Raw genomic sequence first — 19,667 nt, 5'->3', positions numbered from 1 at the left:
TTCACGGGTTATAAAAAGTCTTATAATTTATATTATGTTAAATAGAGTATGTTTTAAGATTTGCCAAACAATTACAATGTACAGAAACTGAGATTATTTTAAGCATAAAATTGTTTCATTGATATCTCATATTTTGCACGGATCAATGAAACAATTATTTTTACTTTAATGCTCTCAGTTTTTTTTCGGTGAGTTAATTAGCAGATTCTATATATCCTTTATAAAGCCATGAAATACCAAATGCATATAATGCAATGGCTTCTCCGAAAAATGTTCCATAAGGAAAACTTAGTATCGAATTTGTTATAACACAAATTAAAATACCGAAAATTATAATGACTCCCATCGATTTAAATAATAAATTACTTTTAAATTCATATTTCTTGGAAGGAAAAACGTAAAGAGAAAAAACTGAGAGCATTATGAAAAGTATCATTGCAGAGCCCGTATGTACTATGCGATTGATATCATTCGGATTTTCATTCAATGTATATTGCAGAAGATCAATCTCCTCTTTATATTTTGTAAAACAAGCGCTGGCCTGCTTAGCTTTAGCCGGAGCCGTAGGAAATATTGCAACAAGTATAGCCATGATTCCCGAAAGCACGGATCCATATTTTTCCACATAGAATTTAAGATTGTTTTTTTTATCATCTTCTCCATCATCTTTTATCGTTTTATAACAGATCATAAACAGCCCTATTCCCATTAAAATTCCCGTAAAAATCTCCCTATATGAAGTGTAGTAATTATGACTGATAGAAGTTTGCCAACAAGAGGGCGAGCCGAATAACGGTAAAATCAGTAATATTGTAGGTAAGAAAAATGCTAAAAACCCAATAAGTTTTCTGATTCTTATTGTGGTGGACTCATTGTCAATTTTTTTAATAGTTGAATACATGGTTTTATCGTTTTAAATATTTCAATGATGAGTTTCATTTCTTTTTACAATATCTAAAATATGTAAATGTTAAAATTACAGATCTTTATAAAATTTATAATCCGTAGTTTTACTGAATTTCATGATCAGAAAAAATATACACATGCATTCATACCGGTTCAGTCAAATTCGCTGTAATCATTAAAGCGTATAGATTTTTGGGTCGGCAGACGAGTGGGAAATAATACAGAAGACATCATAAAAAGTTCAGATGTCACGATCTGTACCCTTAATCCAGTTGTATGGGGTTCATATATAGATAGAATTAATAACCCGCAACAACACAGTAGTGCTGACGTTGCGGAATGTTCTGAATCTTTTTTTAATGAAAAGAGTCGCTTACAAATAATATCGAATAAAACTATCAATCCGGTAACTGTAATAATATTTCTGGTCAATTCTAAAGAGATGCCCCAACATGCTGTCCCAAGAATTAACATGGATAAATAAACCGTTTTCTTTCGCATTTTTCTTATATTTTTGTATGTATGGATTTACATCAGTTAAAATATTTTCTCGCTTTAGCCAAAGAACTGCACTTTTGGAATACGGCTGCTAAAATGAATATCACGCAATCGGCTCTTAGCAGGCAGATACAAGCATTGGAGAATGAATTGGATGTACAATTGTTTTATCGTGATAAAAGGAACGTTAAACTAACTCCTGCAGGCAAATTCTTACAGGAGCAATGGGCTTTAGAGATTAATCAGCTGGAATCAGTTCACCAGATGGCGAAACAAATTCATCTGGGAGCATATGGTAAAATTAGAATGGCACACCCCGACTCGATCTCGTCTTCTATCCTACCCGACTTTCTTGAGAAAGTTTTAGATCACTATCCTCACCTGGAGCTTGAACTTATACAACTCCCCTATGAAAATCAGGATGAATACCTCTTAAATTATAAGATTGATTTCGCATTTACAAGAGATATAAATCATTCACTTTCAATTAACAGCAGGTTAATTTCTTCCGAAAAGCTTACGCTTGTGGTTCCCTGGGATCATCCCTTGAGCTCCCCTGAAGACATTAGTAGCCAAAGCATTGAAAATGAAAGATTTATTTTAACGGTAAATGATTATGAAAGCAGTTATAATAGGCATATCCGTGAAGTTTTTTCTTTTTATAATATTTCACAGAAATCTTATATAATGAGTGAATTTGGCTCTACAATAATCTCTTTGGTAAAAAAAGGACTCGGAATTTCGATCTTACCCAAATCCTACGCTAAAAATGGAAATACGGGTGTTAAATTTATCGATTTACCGTTTGAAACCAATTTATTTGTCATTTGGCGCAAAAATGACCCCAATCCTATTGTAAATAACCTGCTGAAATTAATCTGACGGAGGTTTTATCATTTCAATGTGAGGGATACCGTCTTCTTCATATTCTTCCCCTATTGCTCTAAAACCTGATGATTCGTAGAACTTCAGCAAATACGATTGAGCACTGATTCTGATCAACGCATTTCCCCATCGGCTTCGGCAGTAGCCGATGGATTTGTCAATTAATTCTTTTCCTAGACCTACACCCCGGTATTTTGGAGAAGTAATGACTCTTCCTATAGAAATATCATCATAAGAAAGCCCCGAAGGAAGTAACCGCGTATACCCCGCTAAATTTCCGTCAATCCAAACTGTTAAATGAAGGCTGTGCTCATCTTTATCGTCAATATCCTGATAAATACAGTTTTGCTCGACAATAAAAACCTCATTTCTCAGCTTTAAAATCTCATAAAGTTCATTGTTAAGCAATTCTTCAAACGATTTTAATAAATATTTCTTTTTCATGATAGCAAAATTAGAAGGAATACTAATGCAGAAAAATGCTATTTTTTAATAAATTAATTCATTTTACGCATCAGTGATCTTTTTTTTAACAAAAAATCAAGTTTCCGTCCGCCAGATAAGGAAAAGATTGTGAGAAATGCCTGAAAGACTTTATAAAGAAGCCAGACTGAAGTGTGATTTTAATACAAATAGACCGAGACAATCTTACCAGGTCTCTACATAACTGTTTCATAATTAACATTAAAAAGATTAGTTTGGCATGATAATAGCTGTTAAGATGACAGAAAAAATTAAAAACACATTGAGTCTGATGAAAAGAAAGATCTTCCGGATTCACGGGATTTTACTGCGCTTAATTTAGCTATTATCGTGTTTAGGTAGTACTGAGATTTTTTTTCAGTAGATACAGATCAACAGGAATTCATAAGAATACTTGATTTTTCAGCTATACGACCGTTACCTATGATATTCTTTAGGGAAGGAATATCACATTTAATATATCTTCCGTAGGCTACATCCTGATCTTAGCCCTGTAAAAGAGTATACTTTTTACCATGATGTAGTCACCACAATGAATAATAGAAGAGCAAATTACTTACTGTTATTCTCTCCGGAATTTCCGGAAACAAAAATGTTTAACAACCTTAAAAAAGTTTAATTATGATGAAGTATTTTGAAAGACTGAAAACTCATGAAGTTTCCGCAACGATGTTTATATGGAGCATCATCCTTTTAGTAGGCTTTGCCCTGCTTTCTGTTATGGTGTATCTATCGAAAATAAATGTCAGCAATCTGATTATATATTTAATTGCTTTCGGAGCATATATAGGCTTTAGCCTTCTCTTCGTAAGCTCTCTTAGAGAAACTAATCATCCGATGCAGATAAAAAAGAGACTTGACAGGCACTCCTAAGTCTATTTAATTTTACTAAAAAACCCGTTTTTCAGAAAACGGGTTTTTCTAATAGGATATCTGGTCGCTGAACCGGTAAGTCACGGATCCGATACAAAACTTGAGAAGTACGCAAAGAAAATCAACGATATCATCTGGAAAATCTAAAGGCGATCTGCGGGAAATAAAATTCGTGCATTCGTGGCCATAATATGCATCCCTCCATTTTATCTTCGATAAAATCTTTGCGCCTTAAAAACATAAAGTATTAAAAAATCTTTGCGGGCTTTGCGAAAAACCAACAGAAACTATCTGCGATCTGCGGGAAATAAAATTCGTGCATTCGTGGCCAAAATATACAGCCCTCAATTTTATCTTTGATAAAATCCTTGCGCCTTAAAAACATAAAGTATTAAAAAAATCTTTGCGGCTTCGCGAAAAACCAACAGAAACTATCTGCGATCTGCGGGAAATAAAATTCGTGCATTCGTGGCCACAATATGCAGCCCTCAATTTTATCAAAGATAAAATCCTTGCGCCTTAAAAACATAAAGTATTAAAAAAATCTTTGCGGCTTTGCGAAAAACCAACAAAGACAGCCTTAATCGGCCTTATTCTTCAGTAGCATTAAAACACTGTACGCTCCTTTCTGAACGATTTTTTTATCCTTTAAATTGTCTGCTTTCAAAATTTCTGTAAAATTTTCATCCGAAATCCCCGTATTTACAGGAATCATCTTGTATTTTTTATTTCCTGAATCTTCAAAAATATAATTTTTATTTTCAAAAGAAACTACCGATTCATTCGGTAAACCAATTGTAAAACGGCTATTAATCGAAACTTCGCCGTTGATATACATTCCTCTGATGAATTCAGGATTCGGACTTGAAAGTTTCGCCACTGCAATTGATGATCCGCCATTTTCAATACTTGGAACAATGCTTACAATTTTTGCGCTCGATTTTTTATCAGGACTTTGATTGTTATAAACTAAAATTTCCTGTCCAATTTTTACGTCGTTCACATCATTTTCAAATACTTTTAATTCAAGCAATAAACCGGTAGGATTTATCAATTCAAATAAAGTATCCGAAGGGTTAATATACTGTCCGTTATTTACCAGAATTTTGCTTACAAAACCACTGAAAGGCGCATAAACATTAATTCTGCTTCTGATATTTGATGAATTTAAACCTTTAGCATTAATTCCGATGATTCTTAACTTTTCCTCCAAACCTCTCAACGTTGCATTCAATGTAGAATAATCTGCCTGAGCCGTTTGTAAAGTTTTATCGCTGGTTGCTTTGGTTATATTTAAATCTTTTTGACGGGTTAAATTCAACCTTGCCGATTCCAATTGTGCTTTGGTTACCAGATAATCCTGTTGCAACTGGATAAACTGCGGGTCTTCCACCACAGCCAAAACCTGTCCTTTACTGAAATGACTTCCGTTCATCACATTTATCGACTTGATATGACCGCCCATAATACTGGAAATCGAACTGATATGAGACGGCGCAATTTCAACTTTACCATTCAGACGAATCAATTTTTGCATCGTTTTTTCCTGAACCGTTGTTGTCGTTAAACCAACCGATTGCATTTGTTTATCAGTTAATTGAACTGTATTCTGATCTTTTTCCTTGAATTTTGTGTTTTCGTACACTGTTTTTTCTTCCTCTTTTTTTTCTGAACAGGAAGCTAAAACCAAGATTAAACTTAAACTGAAGATTGATATATTTTTAAGATACATTTCGCTGTTATTTTGATAGTAAGAAATTAAGTTCCGCACCGATTTGGTTGAGCCTTTCGAGATTGTCGATGTAATCAACCTTCGTTTTCACTGCCTGATTCGTCAGAATGACCCAGTTTAGATAATCGATTTCACCAACTTCCATTTGTTTTTGAGCTGTTTTTAAAATCGTTTCAGACTTAGGAAGCTGTTTTTGTTCATAATTTTCAACGATTTTTAATTGATTCGTATAATTATTGACTTGTTGCCCAAACCTGTTTTTTAATTCAATTTCTTTTAACTGATATTGATTTTCAGAAATCGCCACTTTCGCTTTCGTTGCTTTTGCCAATTGTCGCTGACCTTTCGTAAACAAAGGAATTCCGACACCAACTTGAACGGCATTAAAACGATTGTTATTCAGGTTTTTCATACTTTGATTCGTGTAGCCAATCAATAAATCCGGCAATAACTTCGATTTTTCAAGCTGAGCTTCTGCTTCATTGACTTTTATTTGCTGATTTAAATATTGTAATTCGGGATGTTGTTGAATCATTTCTTCTGAAACCTGAAGGTTAATATTCATCGTCGGTTTGTCAGAAATCGGTTGATATTGTGAATCTGACTGAAGCAATAACTGAAGCTGAAGTTTGGCAATATTCAAATCATTTTCAAGCATATTCAGTTGCGTTTTTGCCTGCTCTTTCTGAATTTCCGCCGTGGATTCTTCCATAATATTGGCTTCTCCTTTTTTCAGTCTCAGACTTGCTTTATCTGCAAAAATGCTGTACAATCCGCTGATATATTCAATCACTTTTTTCTTTTCCTGAAGCGTCAGAATCCTGTAAAAAACATCGGAAACTTCTTTTGTTAATTGTGCTTTCGTCAGATTTTGATTGATGACACTCGCATTCCATTCCGCATCCAGCATCTGTTTTCTTTTGGTATAAACCGTCGGAAAGCTGAAACGCTGAGAAATCGAGAAAGAATTATCGGTTTCAATCCCATTGATTTGTCCGATCTGTGCACTGACTTCCGTTTGCGGAATATCGAGATAACTTGCTTTTAATTTCTCCTGATATTCAGAAATTAATCTTGAGTTTTTTAAAGTTCCGTTTTGCTGAAAAGCTTTTTCTAAGGCTTGTTCGTAGGTAATATTTTCCTGCGCATTCATCATTCCGAAAGAAATCAGAAATAATAATGCAGTCATTTTTTTATGATTGTTTGAAAATTTCATTGTATTTATTTTTAACGCAATGAGCGCTAAGATTTTTTTAATTGAGACTTTTGATTTTTTCGTTCGCAAAGGCGTTACACTAAGCTAAGATCTAGTTTCTATTAAACTTTTTCTTTTTACTGATTCGTTCAAATAGGACGTAAAGAATCGGCAAAACAAACAAGGTTAAAAGCGTTGCCAGCATCAAACCTCCGATAACAACGGTTGCCAAAGGTCGCTGAACTTCCGCGCCGGCTCCGTTGCTGATGGCCATTGGTAAAAATCCTAATGAAGCCACAAAAGCCGTCATCAAAACCGGACGAAGACGGATTCTTGTTCCCATTAAAACAATTCGGCTTAAATTGGTAACACCATCTTTTTTCAGTCGGTTGAATTCTGAAATTAATACAATTCCGTTTAGAACTGCAACACCGAAAAGAGCTATAAAGCCAACTCCCGCACTAATGCTGAAAGGCATTCCTCGCAATGCTAAAAAGTAAATCCCACCGATTGCAGATAACGGAATCGCTGTGTAAATCAATAAACTATGTTTTACAGAACCGAAAGCGAAGAACAGCAATAAGAAAATCATTACCAAAGAAATTGGAACGGCAATTCCTAATCTGGCTTTGGCTTCATTTAAATTTTCAAAAGCACCGCCGTACGAAATCGCATAGCCTGCAGATAATTTCAAATCTTTGTTAACCTTCTGCTGAAGCTCTTCCACGATACTTTGAACGTCTCTTCCACGAACGTTGAAACCAATGACAATTCTACGTTTTGTATTTTCTCTCTGAATCTGATTAGGGCTATTTTTCAATTCCACTTTTGCCAATTGAGACAACGGAATTTGTTCGCCATTCGGAGTAGGAACCAATAGATTTTGAATGCTTGAAATGTCTTTTTTATGCTCTTGATCCATTCTTACCACCACATCGAATTTTCTTTCGCCTTCATACAAAGCACCCGCAGTTTGCCCTGCAAAAGCCATATTGATGACTCTGTTGATTTCGGCAACGGAAATATTGTAGCGTGAAAGTTCAGCCCGATTATAATCAATCACAACCTGCGGAGCTCCGACAACAGGCTCTAAATACAAATCCTGAGCTCCATTAACGGTTGAAATAATTCCACCTAATTTTTTAGCATACGTTGCCAAACTGTCTAAATCTTCGCCATAAATTTTACAAACCACATCCTGTTTTGCTCCCGTCATCAGTTCATTAAAACGCATCTGAACCGGAAACTGAAAACTTGCGGTAAGCCCAGGAATTACTTCCAATGCTTTATTCATTTTATCTGAAAGTTCAGGAAATGAATGTGCTGAAGTCCATTCTTTTTTCGGTTTTAAAACGACAATCATATCGCCTCCGTCCATCGGCATCGGGTCGGTCGGGATTTCTCCACTTCCGATTTTCATCACGACTTTCTGAACTTCCGGAAATTGTTTTAGCAAAATTTTAGCAGCCTGAGTTGTCGCTTTTTTAGTTTCCTCGATATTGCTTCCCTGAAGAATTCTCATTTCCACCGCAAAATCGCCTTCTTCCAGAGACGGAATAAATTCTCCACCCATTTTTGAAAGCACGAAAACCGCTCCTGCAAACAAAATGATAACCGTTGCAATAATTGTTTTTCTGAATTTTAAAGCTTTAATCAATAGTTTCTGATGACCTATTTCCATTTTTGACATCACCTTGTCAGAAACATTGTCTTTCGTTTTTTTCTTTCGACTCAACACCAAAGAACTCATCATCGGAATATAAGTTAATGACAATAAAAAGGCACCCACCAAAGCAAAAGCAACGGTTTGTGCCATTGGTTTGAACATTTTTCCTTCAATTCCCTGAAGTGTAAAAATCGGTAAGTAAACAATTAAAATAATAATCTGCCCGAAAACGGCACTGTTTACCATTTTCGTTGCTGAACTGGAAACCTGTCCATCCATTTCAGCTTTGGAAAGCATATTGTTTTTTCCGAAATGTTTTTTATGAGCTAATTGATGCAGAACGGCTTCCACGATAATAACAGCACCATCGACAATCAATCCGAAGTCTAATGCGCCGAGACTCATTAAGTTTCCTCCGACTCCGAAAATATTCATCATAATAATGGCAAAAAGCATTGCCAAAGGAATTACAGAAGCCACCAATAATCCGGCTCTGAAATTCCCGAGGAATAAAACCAGGATGAAGACGACGATTAATGCACCTTCCATTAAATTTGTTTTTACCGTGCTGATCGTATTATTAACCATTTTAGCCCTGTCCAAAAACGGTTCAATCACAACGCCTTCCGGTAAAGATTCCTGAATTTTGTCTAAAGTTTTCTTGATATTTCCGACGACTTCATTGGCATTTTCATCTTTCAGCATCATTACAATTGCTCCGGAAACTTCGCCTTTATCGTTATACGTCATGGCTCCATATCGTGTTGCAGAACCAAATTTGACCTGCGCAACATCTTTAATATGAACCGGAATGCCTTCTTTTGTATTTGAAACCTGAATATTTCCGATGTCTTCAAGGCTTCCTAAAAGCCCTTCACTACGAATAAATAAAACGGTTTCTCTTTTTTCGATATAAGCACCTCCGGTATTTTGATTGTTGTTCTCCAACGCATCAAAAACATCATTAATATTGATGTTAAATGCCTGTAATTGATTAGGGTTGATGGCAATTTCGTATTGTTTTAATTTACCTCCGAAACTGCTGACATCAGCAATACCTTTCGTTCCCAATAACTGACGGCGAATCACCCAGTCCTGAATGGTTCTTAGTTCGGTTTCGTCATAAACGTGTTCATAACCTTTTTTGGGTCTTACTACATATTGAAAAATTTCACCCAAACCTGATGAAATCGGTCCTAATTCAGGTTTTCCGATGCCTACAGGAATATTTTCCTGAACCAATTGTAAACGTTCCTGAACTTGTTGACGCGCCCAATACACATCTGTATCATCATCAAAAACAATCGTAATCAAAGACAAACCAAAACGTGAAAAACTACGGATTTGAGTAATTCCGCTGACGTTGCTGGTTGCCTGCTCGATAGGAAAAGTTACCAGACGTTCGATATCTGCAGCTCCGTACGAAGGCGCAACCGTAATGACCTGAACCTGAGTACTCGTGATATCCGGCTGTGCATCGATGGGAAGTTTGGTGGTTTCATAAATTCCAAAAAGAATCAGCCCTATGGTAAAAAGACCGACAATGAGTTTATTCTTTACAGAAAACTCAATAATTTTATTTAACATAAAAATGTATTAATTGAATTAAATAGAAATCAACTGCTTCAGATAAAAATCTAAAACATTGATATTTAAATTAAAAATCAATTAACAAAAGCGCGGCGGCTGAAAAATACGGGAAAGATAACTGCTGGAAAAGTCTTTTTCCTGATAAACAGTTGGTTTTTGAGAGATAATGATCTCTTTTATTTTTTCGATGTGGAAAATAGATTCAGGAAGCTGAGCGTGAACCATCAAGACAACCGGCGGATTGATAAAAGGAAGCTTTTGATCGGTATCCCAATCTGCATCTTTCTTGTGATTATCGTAATGTTCAACCAAAAATTCGGAGACACTTCCTTGATATTCCATTAAATGTTCTACAAATAAAGGCACTTTCAACACTTCACCAACATTGGTTGTTGCAAGCACATAAATCATCGAACATACTATGGAAAACCATCTCAACATGGCCGCAAAGATAGGGCTTAAATTTTTTTTGAAAGAAAAATCTATTGTTAAATTGCCATTAAATATGATTTTATTCCTTAATTAATTCTTCAAGTTGCTGATAAAAAGAGTCTTTGCTATAATCTGCCATTCCGGTATGTTTCAGTCTAATTTTACCATTTTTATCAAGAACCACAGTCGTTGGAAGCGAACCGTTGTAAATTTCTTGAGGAATATTTCCATTCGAAACCAAAAAAGGAATGGTATAATTATTCTTTTCTAAGAATTTTTTTCCGGCATTTATGTCATCATCAAGATTTATAGTTAAGAATTCTACATTCTGGTTATCTTTATATTTTTCATACATTTTCTGAATAGACGGAAATTCCGCTCTGCATGGCGGACACCATGATGCCCAAAAATTAATAAAGACTACTTTACCTCTCAGATCCTTTGTAGAAATACTTTTTCCTTGTATGTCACTAACAATAAAGTTAGCAGCAGCTGACTCTCCTTTATCTTCAATTTTTGAATTCAATAATCCTGTTGAAACAATCTGTTTCATTACCCATGTTTTAACATCCTTGTTTACGAGAAATAGGATAAAAAAGAGAAATAAAATGATATTTAAAGCATTTTTTCTTATCCAAAACCACAATTTTTCCATACTTTAAAGATAATTATTTTTTCAATTGAAGTTTAGTGAATAATTTTCGCAAAATCACTCGGTCTGCAATGCATTACCGATAGAAAACTTCTGGTATAGGCCTGTAGACTTTTATAGCCCACTTCAAAGGCAACCTGAGAAACTGTAAGATCAATGGAGCTTAATAATTCTAAACTTTTGATAATTCGTAGAATTTGTTGGTATTTATTCAGTGTAATTCCGGTTTCTGCTTTAAAAATACGTTCTAATGTTCTCAATGAGAGCATTGCCAGGTCGCTAAGTTCTTCAATTTTAAAATCTTGGTTATAATGATTGTGAAGATATTCCATGACTTTAGACAACCGCTTGTCCTTTGGCAAAGTAAGATGAAGTTGTAAGGAATCGACCACAAAATGAGGTAATTCACTAAAAAGAGCTTTCAAGAAAATAGATTCAGCAGGATTATTTTCTAAATTTTTAGACCACTTTTCAGAATACCTGATCATCTCTTTCAAGACGGGCGGTACAGAGAATACTTTTTCCTGATGATAAAAATCTTCATGGCTGTCGATATCCGAAAACATGATCATTAATTTTATTTTTTCCGAATGAGAATTCGTTTTATGCACTGCATTAGGCGGAATCCACGCGGCATGATTCTGTGGAAGCAGATAAATTTTCTCTTCAATCGTCAGATATTGAAATCCGCTTTCCACATACACCAGCTGACCTTTTTTGTGAGAATGAAGAACATCGTCATGTTTCCAATTATCTTCAAACCAAACAAAATAAGGCTTTTTTAAGTCATCAATAATATTATCGTTATTCATAACCATGTCGTTTTAGGTTAATATTTTGACAAAATTAAATAAAATAACACAAGTAATTTTGTGATAGAAATTTTAATTATGATAAAGAACGAAACAAAAAATACAGTATCCTACTTTTTGCTTTTAGTAAATGTTTTGGTTGTAGTGCTCGTCTCCAGCAACTTACGTTCGCCAATTATTTCGGTATCTCCTGTTTTGGGTGATGTAAAATCAGCTCTTCAACTTGATAGTTTCCAGATCAGTATGCTCACCTCTATTCCACTTTTTATGTTCGCGACCTGTTCGGTTTTGGTGAGCAGATTTTCTCATAAATTCAGTATTAATCGATTTTTGCTTTATTCATTACTCATTTTAAGCTTTGGATTATTCTTAAGGGTGACAGGCTCACTTTGGGCTTTATTTTTGGGTTCTGTTTTTATCGGACTGGGAATTTGCATTGGAAATGTGGTAACACCAGGTTATGTTAAAAATAACTTCCCGAAACAGATTGGATTAATGACAGGAATTTTTGCAGTTTCCATGAATATCAGTGCGGCATTGGCGTCAGGCTTCAGTGTCAATATCGGAAAATGGACTGGCTTCGGATGGCGTGGCTCGTTGGGAATTTGGCTGATTATTTCTCTTTTGGCGATTGTCGTGATAAGTATTGAAATGATTTTTAATAAAAACAAAACTCAACAAGCAAAATCATCGGTCAGCCATTCAGATTTTAATATGTTTAAATCTTCCCAAGCGTGGAATATCAGTATTTTCATGGGGTTGCAGTCTTTATTTTATTACTGTATTATGGCTTGGCTGCCGGCATTTCTTACCGATCATCACATGAATTCGGAAGATACGGGATGGGTATTATTCGTGATCCAGATTACGATGTTGCCCGTGACTTTTGGAGCTCCTATCATTGCCAATAAAATGAAAAACCAGAAAGTAATGATCATTTTTATTTGTGTCCTGATGTTAATAAGTACCTTAATGCTTGCTTTTTTAGAATCACAATGGATCTTCTTTTGTGCCGCTTTAATGGGACTTTCCAACGGATTATCTTTCAGTCTGGCTATTTTATTTTTCTCGTTAAGAACCCGATCCGGTGCCAATGCTATCAAAATTTCAGGGATGGCGCAGTCGGTCGGTTATTTAATCGCCGCATGCGGACCGCCTATTTTCGGAAAACTTCACGATTGGGATCTATCGTGGAAAAGTTCCTTTTACTTTCTATTATTTGCCGTAATCGTCATGTTTTATTTTGGAATAAAAGCCGCCGGAAATAAATTCGTAGAAGACTAAAAAATAGAGAAAAACCGTCTCACACGAGACGGTTTATTTTTTTATCAATTCTTATTGAAATACAGTATAAATTAAATTATCAACCCAAAAGAGACTTTCCTTGAAATCTTTTTCTTTTTAAAGCTGCATAATTTTAATTTAATTCAAAATAAAAATATGATTATTCATCAAACTTTAAATTCGCAAGAACTTTCAAAATATTTCGATAAATAAAATCCAGTTCATCTGAAGTAATGCAGTAAGGTGGAACGAGATACATCACATTTCCCAAAGGTCGCATGATAATTCCACGCTCTAAAAATTCTTCATAAAGACGTTTTCCTATATCATTAAAATAAGAAGTTCCTGTTTCTGTTTTGAAGTCCCATGCTAAAATTGTCCCGATTTGGCGAACATTTTCAACCATTTGCTGTTGTTTTAGAATCTTGGAAAATTGTAAATGTTTTTCACTAATTAGATTAATTTGAGTCAACGTTTCTTCTTTCAATAAAAGTTCCATACTCGCCAAAGCCGCCGTACAAGCCAACGGATTTGCTGTAAAAGAATGCCCGTGAAATAAGGTTTTATATTTATCATCAGACAAAAAAGCATTGAAGATTTCATTGGAAGAAGTCGTGATTCCCATAGGCATCGTTCCTCCTGTCAACCCTTTTGAAAAACACATAATATCAGGTTGTTCTGTAAGATAATTGGCGGCAAACCATTTTCCTGTTCTTCCGAATCCTGTAAAAACTTCATCCTGAATCAGGAGAATATCCTGCTCTTTGCAAAATTTCATTAATTCTGATAAGTCTTCCTGATTATGCATCAACATTCCCGCAGCGCCCTGAATTAAAGGCTCGTAGATAAAACAGGCAACTTCATCAGCTACATTTTCAACTTGATTTTTTAAACTTTTCAAATTTTCAGAAGTCGGCGTATCAATAAAAATAACTTCAAAAAGCATCTCTCCGAAAGGCTTTGTCCAGACACTTCTTCCGCTCACAGACATTGCCCCGAAAGTATCGCCGTGATACGCATTTTTAAAAGCCAGAATTTTCTTTTTCTCCTTTCCTTGATTATGAGAATACTGAATACACATCTTCAAAGCTACTTCCACCGCTGTCGATCCGTTATCCGAATAGAAAACTTTTTCCTGATTTTCAGGCAACAATTTCAACAGATTTTCAGAAAGCTGAATGGCAGGTTCATGGGTAAATCCTGCAAAAATAACTTGCTCTAAAGTATTTAATTGTTCAAAAACCCGTTGCGCAATATACGGATTTGCATGACCATGCAACGTCACCCACCACGAAGAAACGGCATCAATAAACGGTTTTCCTTTTTCATCAAAAAGATAAACACCCTTCCCTTTCACAATGGGAATCGCATTTCCGGCAGTTTTCATTTGCGTATAGGGATGCCAGTTGACGGCTCTGTCACGTTCCTGTAAATTCATATGTTATTATATTAAACGTTAGCACTCCAGGTTTCAAACTGCTCCATTATTTTTTCTGACGCTCGTTTCATCGGTTTCAATCCTAAAGTTTGTAACATTTGCATATCTTCAGAAACTCCGGGATTGGGTGTTACCAAAAGTGTTTCCCTTTCTCCCGTGAAGATGGAATTTGCGCCTGCCATAAAACACCAACCTTGCTCAAATTCTGTCATTTCAATTCTTCCGGCGCTCAATCGAACCATCGATGAAGGCATGATAATCCTCGCCGTAGCAATCATTCTCACCATTTCCCACGTGTTCGTTTTTTCGTTGTCCTGCAACGGAGTTCCTTCTACTCTCGCCAATGCATTAATCGGAACAGATTCGGGATGTTTTGGCATGGTTGATAATGTTAAAAGCATTGAAATTCGGTCTGCATTTGTTTCTCCAAGGCCGATAATTCCGCCTGAACAAACAGTAATTCCCGCTTTTCTTACATTATTAATGGTATTAATTCTATTGTCAAAAGTTCTTGTCGAAATAATTTCTTCATAATATTGTTCCGAAGTATCAAGATTATGGTTATAAGCATACAAACCAGCTTCCTGAAGGCGAATTGCCTGTTCTTCTGTTAACATTCCCAGGGTACAGCAAACTTCCATGCCTAATTCATTCACCCCTTTTACCATATCGATAACTCGGTCAAAATCCCGGTTGTTACGAACTTCACGCCATGCTGCAGCCATGCAAAAACGGGACGAACCATTATCTTTTGCCTTTTGAGCATGTGCAATAACCTGCTCCGTCGGAAGTAACGCCTGAACCTTTATATTCGTATGATAACGAGCCGCTTGTCCGCAATAGGAACAGTCTTCAGGACAGCCACCCGTCTTTATAGAAAGCAAAGTCGACATCTGAACCTCTTCAGGATTGTGCCATTCACGGTGAACGGTTGCTGCTTTATAGATCAATTCGAGGAGCGGAAGATTGTAAATTCCCTCGATTTCTTGCTTTGTCCAATCATTTCTCAATTTTGTTTTATCTCTCATCTATTTTCTAATTGTTTTGTAATACTTTCTATGTTTTCTTTTGTTAAATTTTCGATGTCTGGAATTCTTATAATTTTCGTTTCAGGGTTAATATTTTCACAGATAATTCTTTCGGTTTCAAAAGGAAAATTTCCGTTAATAATGATATATTCCAGTTTTATATTTTTTTGTTTTAAAACTAAAATGGATAGTAAAGTGTGATTGATGCATCCTAAATAATTTCGGACAACCAAAACGACAGGAATGTTTAATTTCTCAATTAAATCAATCATAAAATCTCTATTATTTAAAGGAACCATCAATCCTCCTGCTCCTTCTATAATTAAATTATTTTGAGTGTCAGGAAGTTTAAATTCATCTAAATCAATCATAATTCTCTCTTCCTTAGCCGATTGATGTGGTGACGCAGCCAATTGAAAGCGATAAGTTTCGGGATGACAAATTGTATTTTCTCCAACCCAATTCTTAATTTTCATACTGTCCGAACAATCTAAATCTCCTGATTGTACTGGTTTCCAATAATCTGCATTAAAACATTTCGTTAAAACTGCCGAACAGACGGTTTTTCCTACTTCGGTTCCGATGCCTGTGACGAATAGGATTTTTTGTTTTTTACTTTGTATTTCTATTTTCATATTTTTATCCATCCAGTTTGTCATTCCTGCGGAATGACAAATGATGTGATTATTTTACGTTTAAATAAACTCTTTAATAATTCTTGTTAATTCCACTATTTCTTCCTCTGTATTAAAACTATGCGGACAGATTCTCAACCTTTCCGCTCCTTCTTTCACCGTAGGACTAAAAACTGCATACGTTAAGAATCCATTCTCCAATAAAGTTTCTTTTAGACTTCTCAATTGATGATTGTCCGGAATTATAATTGCCTGAATTGGGCTGTTTTCAGAAGATGGACTTTCTAAATTTTGTTCACGAAAAATTTTAATATTTTTTTGTAAATCAATTGATAATTGACTGTTTGCTTTTATAAACTCATATCCTTTCAAAATGCTCATCCATAGAAAATCATGCGCCGAAGTGGTGTAGATAAAAGGTGATGCGAAATTGATGAGATAAGATTTAAGCAGATCTTTCGTTAAGATAGCGGCGCCGTGCGTTCCCAAAGCTTTTCCATAAGTAATGACCGTGGCTGAAACTTTTTCCTGCAAGTTAAATTGATCAATCAAACCATAGCCAAAAACACCAAAAGCATGCGCTTCATCCACGATCAAATAAGCTTTATATTTTTCTGTGATTTCAAAAATTTCCTGAATCGGGGCAATATCTCCATCCATCGAATACAGACTTTCTATAGCGACATAGCAGCCTTCGTTGTTTCTTTTCAGAATATTTTCTAAATGCTCGGGATCATTGTGTTTAAACTTCAGTTTTTTAGCATACGACATTCTGCACGCATCATGAACCGAACGGTGAATCTGCTCATCTAAGATAATTGTATCATGGCGGGTCGGAAGCGTTGAAAACAGAGCCAGATTGGCATTATATCCGGAGGGAAAAACTAAAGCCGATTCATACTGGTGTTCATGAGCAATATAGTCTTCGACTTCTGTAACGACAAAACTGTTTCCGCTTATTAATCTTGAACCGGAGCTTCCGCAAAGCAGTTCCGGATTTTCAGCTACCGTTTTTAACAATAATTGGTTAAATTCATAATTTCTTGCCAGCCCTAAATAATCATTAGAATAAAAATCGATCCCTTCCGGTTTTTCTTTTAAAACCCTCAAGGTCCCGCTTTCTTTTCTTTGAATTAAGGTTTCTTCAAAATAATCAAAATGATTACGCATACTTCCTGCCTAAAATGTCGCTAGAGATTGCATGAATCCATTCTTCGTAAAGCGCTTTTTCAATTTTTAAAATCACTTCTGCATGCGTCTTCCAATCGTCTGAGAATTTATTAAGCTGATTGATCATTTCCTCCAAATGTCCTTCTTCTTCCAAAATGATAGACTTAACCATAATTTTTGACGAAGTTTTTGTCAGAATTTCCTGATAAACCGGATATAATTCATCGGCACGAACTTCAATGGCATAAGTAACAAATAGATAAGCAGCATATTTCAATTCTTCTTTTGATAGTTTGAAAACTTGTTGAAGATATTTACACGCTTTGATGTCTAAAGAATGAAGATATTGTTTAGTTGCAATCGATGCTAAAACTTCATTTTTTTCGTAGGTTTTACAAAAATTCGGATTAATTTTCAGAATTTGTTTTTTCAAATAATAAGCATGACGATGCTCTTCTGCCGCATGCTTTAATTGAATTAAATCTACTTTTGTTGAATGTTCGCAAGCGGAAATTTTTCTTGCTCCCGCATTTTCCATGAATGAAAGTGTGTTCAGCCATTTTGCATGAGTCTCATCGTGCTGAACTATTTTGTCTAAAAGATTGTAAAATTCCATTTTCTTTTGTTTTGGTTCAAAAGTAGTATATTGCCGGATGGTTCTATGGTACCAGTTTTTATATTATGAATAGTCCGGTTAAAATTCCCTATACAAGTTTTATCAAAATCGACAGAAATTCTGAGATTAGCATTTATATGCAGATCACGAATCAGCTGATTAATGCCATTCAAAGAGGCTTTTTAGCATTTGGAACCAAACTGCCCGGAACCAGAGCTTTAAGTCTTATTTTAGGAGTTCACAGAAATACGGTTGTTTCCGTTTATGACGAACTTTTTGCTCAAGGCTGGGTAGAAAGCCTACCTAATAAAGGAACCTTCATTATTGGAAAAAATCAAGAAAAACCAAGCAATTCTCATGGAATTAGCAGAATAAACCTAAAAAATTATCCAAAAACCACGGGTTTCAGTTTTAAAATGTCCCACATTCTGGATAATCCATTTGAGCATTCCAGTTGTGAATTTGTTTTTGATGACGGTTCTCCGGATATCCGGTTAACACAAATAGACCAACAGTCCAGGATTTACAGTTCAACATTAAAAAGAAGAGGGCATAAAATCGGTCATTATAATCAGGATGGGAGTGAATTTTTCAAGAAGAATCTTTCTCAATATTTAAATTCATCACGAGGATTACCGATTTCAAATGATAATGTACTCATTACAAGAAGTACGGAAATGAGCATTTACATTGTTTCAGAAATTTTACTTTCAGCAGGTGACACTGTTTTAGTGGGCTCCTTAAGTTATTTTTCTGTAAATATGATTTTTCTAAAAACAGGAGTACAGGTAGTTCCTATTGCAATTGATCATGAGGGAATTAATGTAGATGAGGTTAGAAAAATCTGCCAGAAAAAGAAAATCAGGATGCTCTACCTAACGCCACATCATCATTACCCCACTACGGTAACCTTAAGCGCCCAACGTCGGCTGGAATTATTAAATCTCGCCAGTGAATTCGGATTTATCATTCTAGAAGATGATTATGACTATGATTTCCATTATGATAAAAGCCCCATTCTTCCTTTAGCCAGTGCAGATACCAACGGAATGGTAATTTATATAGGATCTTTCGGAAAATCTCTGGCTCCTGGCTTCCGGACAGGCTTTATTGTAGCTCCCGAAAACCTCATGATTGAAATGCGAAAATACCTTGGAATCATTGATCGACAAGGAGATATTTTAATGGAACATGTTTTGGGTGAAATGATTTCCGAAGGAGAAATAAACCGTTATTTAAAAAAATCGCTGAAAATTTACCGGGAACGCCGGGATCATTTTGCTGATTTACTCCAAGAAAGTTTAGGCCAATTGCTTACCTTTCAGAAACCTTCCGGAGGACTGGCCATATGGACGGAGTGGAAAATCAACATTAATCTCATGCAGCTAAGCCGTGAGTGCGCTAAAAACAACCTATTCATTCCTAAAACCCTACTCTATCAAAATAAGGATCTTACAGCCATGCGCTTGGGATTTGGAAACTTAAATTTTGAAGAAATGGAAAAATCAGTCACTATTTTTTCAGATACTGCAAAAAAAATAACTTAAGGGAAGTTTTTGGGGATTTTATTTTGAAAATATCAGAGTATTTTAACACTAAAAACGCATAAAAAAAATTAAATTTTTGTTAAAAATACGTCCATTCTGCTAAGCGTATTTTCTCAATCCGAGACGGTCTCAATTCATCACACAAGATTAATCAATCGTTTGCACACAGCGGTAAATACTAGGTTTACTTACTATATTTTCACATCGGATTGAATTGTATGACAA

The 19,667-nt window shown here is 35.4% G+C and carries 17 protein-coding genes; 4 read left to right on the top strand and 13 right to left on the bottom strand.

Features of this window, described 5'->3' with window-relative positions:
• Nucleotides 1–193: 193 nt before the first annotated feature.
• Complete coding sequence (locus VUJ46_RS03375) at nt 194–901, bottom strand: hypothetical protein (protein ID WP_326983604.1); 708 nt, start codon at nt 899–901, stop codon at nt 194–196.
• A 527-nt stretch (nt 902–1,428) separates the two neighbouring features.
• Here VUJ46_RS03375 and VUJ46_RS03370 point away from each other — a divergent pair.
• Nucleotides 1,429–2,286, top strand: a complete 858-nt coding sequence (locus VUJ46_RS03370; protein WP_326983603.1) for a LysR family transcriptional regulator — start codon at nt 1,429–1,431, stop codon at nt 2,284–2,286.
• Here the strand turns inward: VUJ46_RS03370 and VUJ46_RS03365 are convergent.
• On the bottom strand, nt 2,278–2,733 hold the full coding sequence (locus VUJ46_RS03365; protein ID WP_326983602.1) for a GNAT family N-acetyltransferase: 456 nt from the start codon (nt 2,731–2,733) through the stop codon (nt 2,278–2,280). The two genes, VUJ46_RS03370 and VUJ46_RS03365, sit on opposite strands and share 9 nt — an antisense overlap.
• A 660-nt stretch (nt 2,734–3,393) precedes the next feature.
• On the opposite strand from VUJ46_RS03365, the gene VUJ46_RS03360 reads away from it, so the two are divergent.
• A complete protein-coding gene (locus VUJ46_RS03360; protein WP_326983601.1) occupies nt 3,394–3,645 on the top strand; it encodes a hypothetical protein in 252 nt (83 codons plus the stop codon).
• 580 nt (nt 3,646–4,225) lie between these two features.
• Here VUJ46_RS03360 and VUJ46_RS03355 read toward each other — a convergent pair.
• The 6 genes from VUJ46_RS03355 to VUJ46_RS03330 form a co-directional block, all read right to left on the bottom strand.
• Entirely contained in the window at nt 4,226–5,377 is a 1,152-nt protein-coding gene (locus VUJ46_RS03355) for an efflux RND transporter periplasmic adaptor subunit (protein WP_326983600.1), read from the bottom strand.
• A gap of 7 nt (nt 5,378–5,384) precedes the next feature.
• Nucleotides 5,385–6,593, bottom strand: coding sequence for a TolC family protein (locus tag VUJ46_RS03350; protein ID WP_326983599.1), 1,209 nt, complete (start codon nt 6,591–6,593; stop codon nt 5,385–5,387).
• 91 nt (nt 6,594–6,684) lie between these two features.
• Entirely contained in the window at nt 6,685–9,825 is a 3,141-nt protein-coding gene (locus VUJ46_RS03345; RefSeq protein ID WP_326983598.1) for an efflux RND transporter permease subunit, read from the bottom strand.
• Between the two features lie 81 nt (nt 9,826–9,906).
• Complete coding sequence (locus VUJ46_RS03340; protein WP_326983597.1) at nt 9,907–10,239, bottom strand: hypothetical protein; 333 nt, start codon at nt 10,237–10,239, stop codon at nt 9,907–9,909.
• A 100-nt stretch (nt 10,240–10,339) separates the two neighbouring features.
• The gene (locus VUJ46_RS03335) at nt 10,340–10,813 is read right to left on the bottom strand and encodes a TlpA family protein disulfide reductase (RefSeq protein ID WP_326983596.1); all 474 of its coding nucleotides are present in this window, start codon (nt 10,811–10,813) and stop codon (nt 10,340–10,342) included.
• Between the two features lie 134 nt (nt 10,814–10,947).
• A complete protein-coding gene (locus VUJ46_RS03330; protein WP_326983595.1) occupies nt 10,948–11,724 on the bottom strand; it encodes an AraC family transcriptional regulator in 777 nt (258 codons plus the stop codon).
• Between the two features lie 78 nt (nt 11,725–11,802).
• On the opposite strand from VUJ46_RS03330, the gene VUJ46_RS03325 reads away from it, so the two are divergent.
• Nucleotides 11,803–13,008, top strand: a complete 1,206-nt coding sequence (locus tag VUJ46_RS03325; protein WP_326983594.1) for a CynX/NimT family MFS transporter — start codon at nt 11,803–11,805, stop codon at nt 13,006–13,008.
• A 160-nt stretch (nt 13,009–13,168) separates the two neighbouring features.
• Here VUJ46_RS03325 and bioA read toward each other — a convergent pair whose 3' ends face one another.
• The 5 genes from bioA to VUJ46_RS03300 are packed head-to-tail and all read right to left on the bottom strand — an operon-like array spanning nt 13,169 to nt 17,895.
• Nucleotides 13,169–14,446: an adenosylmethionine--8-amino-7-oxononanoate transaminase gene (gene bioA, locus VUJ46_RS03320; RefSeq protein ID WP_326983593.1), complete on the bottom strand. Its 1,278-nt coding sequence runs from the start codon at nt 14,444–14,446 to the stop codon at nt 13,169–13,171.
• Nucleotides 14,447–14,457: 11 nt separating this feature from the next.
• A complete protein-coding gene (gene bioB / locus VUJ46_RS03315) occupies nt 14,458–15,474 on the bottom strand; it encodes a biotin synthase BioB (RefSeq protein WP_326983592.1) in 1,017 nt (338 codons plus the stop codon).
• Complete coding sequence (gene bioD, locus VUJ46_RS03310; RefSeq protein WP_326983591.1) at nt 15,471–16,109, bottom strand: dethiobiotin synthase; 639 nt, start codon at nt 16,107–16,109, stop codon at nt 15,471–15,473. Before bioD ends, bioB begins: the two co-directional genes overlap by 4 nt.
• A gap of 60 nt (nt 16,110–16,169) precedes the next feature.
• On the bottom strand, nt 16,170–17,279 hold the full coding sequence (locus tag VUJ46_RS03305; RefSeq protein ID WP_326983590.1) for an aminotransferase class I/II-fold pyridoxal phosphate-dependent enzyme: 1,110 nt from the start codon (nt 17,277–17,279) through the stop codon (nt 16,170–16,172).
• Entirely contained in the window at nt 17,272–17,895 is a 624-nt protein-coding gene (locus VUJ46_RS03300; RefSeq protein WP_326983589.1) for a hypothetical protein, read from the bottom strand. The genes VUJ46_RS03305 and VUJ46_RS03300 overlap by 8 nt, the downstream gene beginning before the upstream one ends.
• A gap of 65 nt (nt 17,896–17,960) precedes the next feature.
• Here VUJ46_RS03300 and VUJ46_RS03295 point away from each other — a divergent pair, with 65 nt between their 5' ends.
• The gene (locus VUJ46_RS03295) at nt 17,961–19,442 is read left to right on the top strand and encodes an aminotransferase-like domain-containing protein (RefSeq protein ID WP_326983588.1); all 1,482 of its coding nucleotides are present in this window, start codon (nt 17,961–17,963) and stop codon (nt 19,440–19,442) included.
• The last annotated feature ends 225 nt before the right edge of the window (nt 19,443–19,667 follow it).

Origin of the sequence: Chryseobacterium sp. MYb264 (genome assembly GCF_035974275.1) — a bacterium.
In the GTDB taxonomy this organism is placed as follows: domain Bacteria; phylum Bacteroidota; class Bacteroidia; order Flavobacteriales; family Weeksellaceae; genus Chryseobacterium.
The sequence above is the reverse complement of the archived record's forward strand: the minus strand, read 5'-3'. Positions and strand labels throughout refer to the sequence as shown.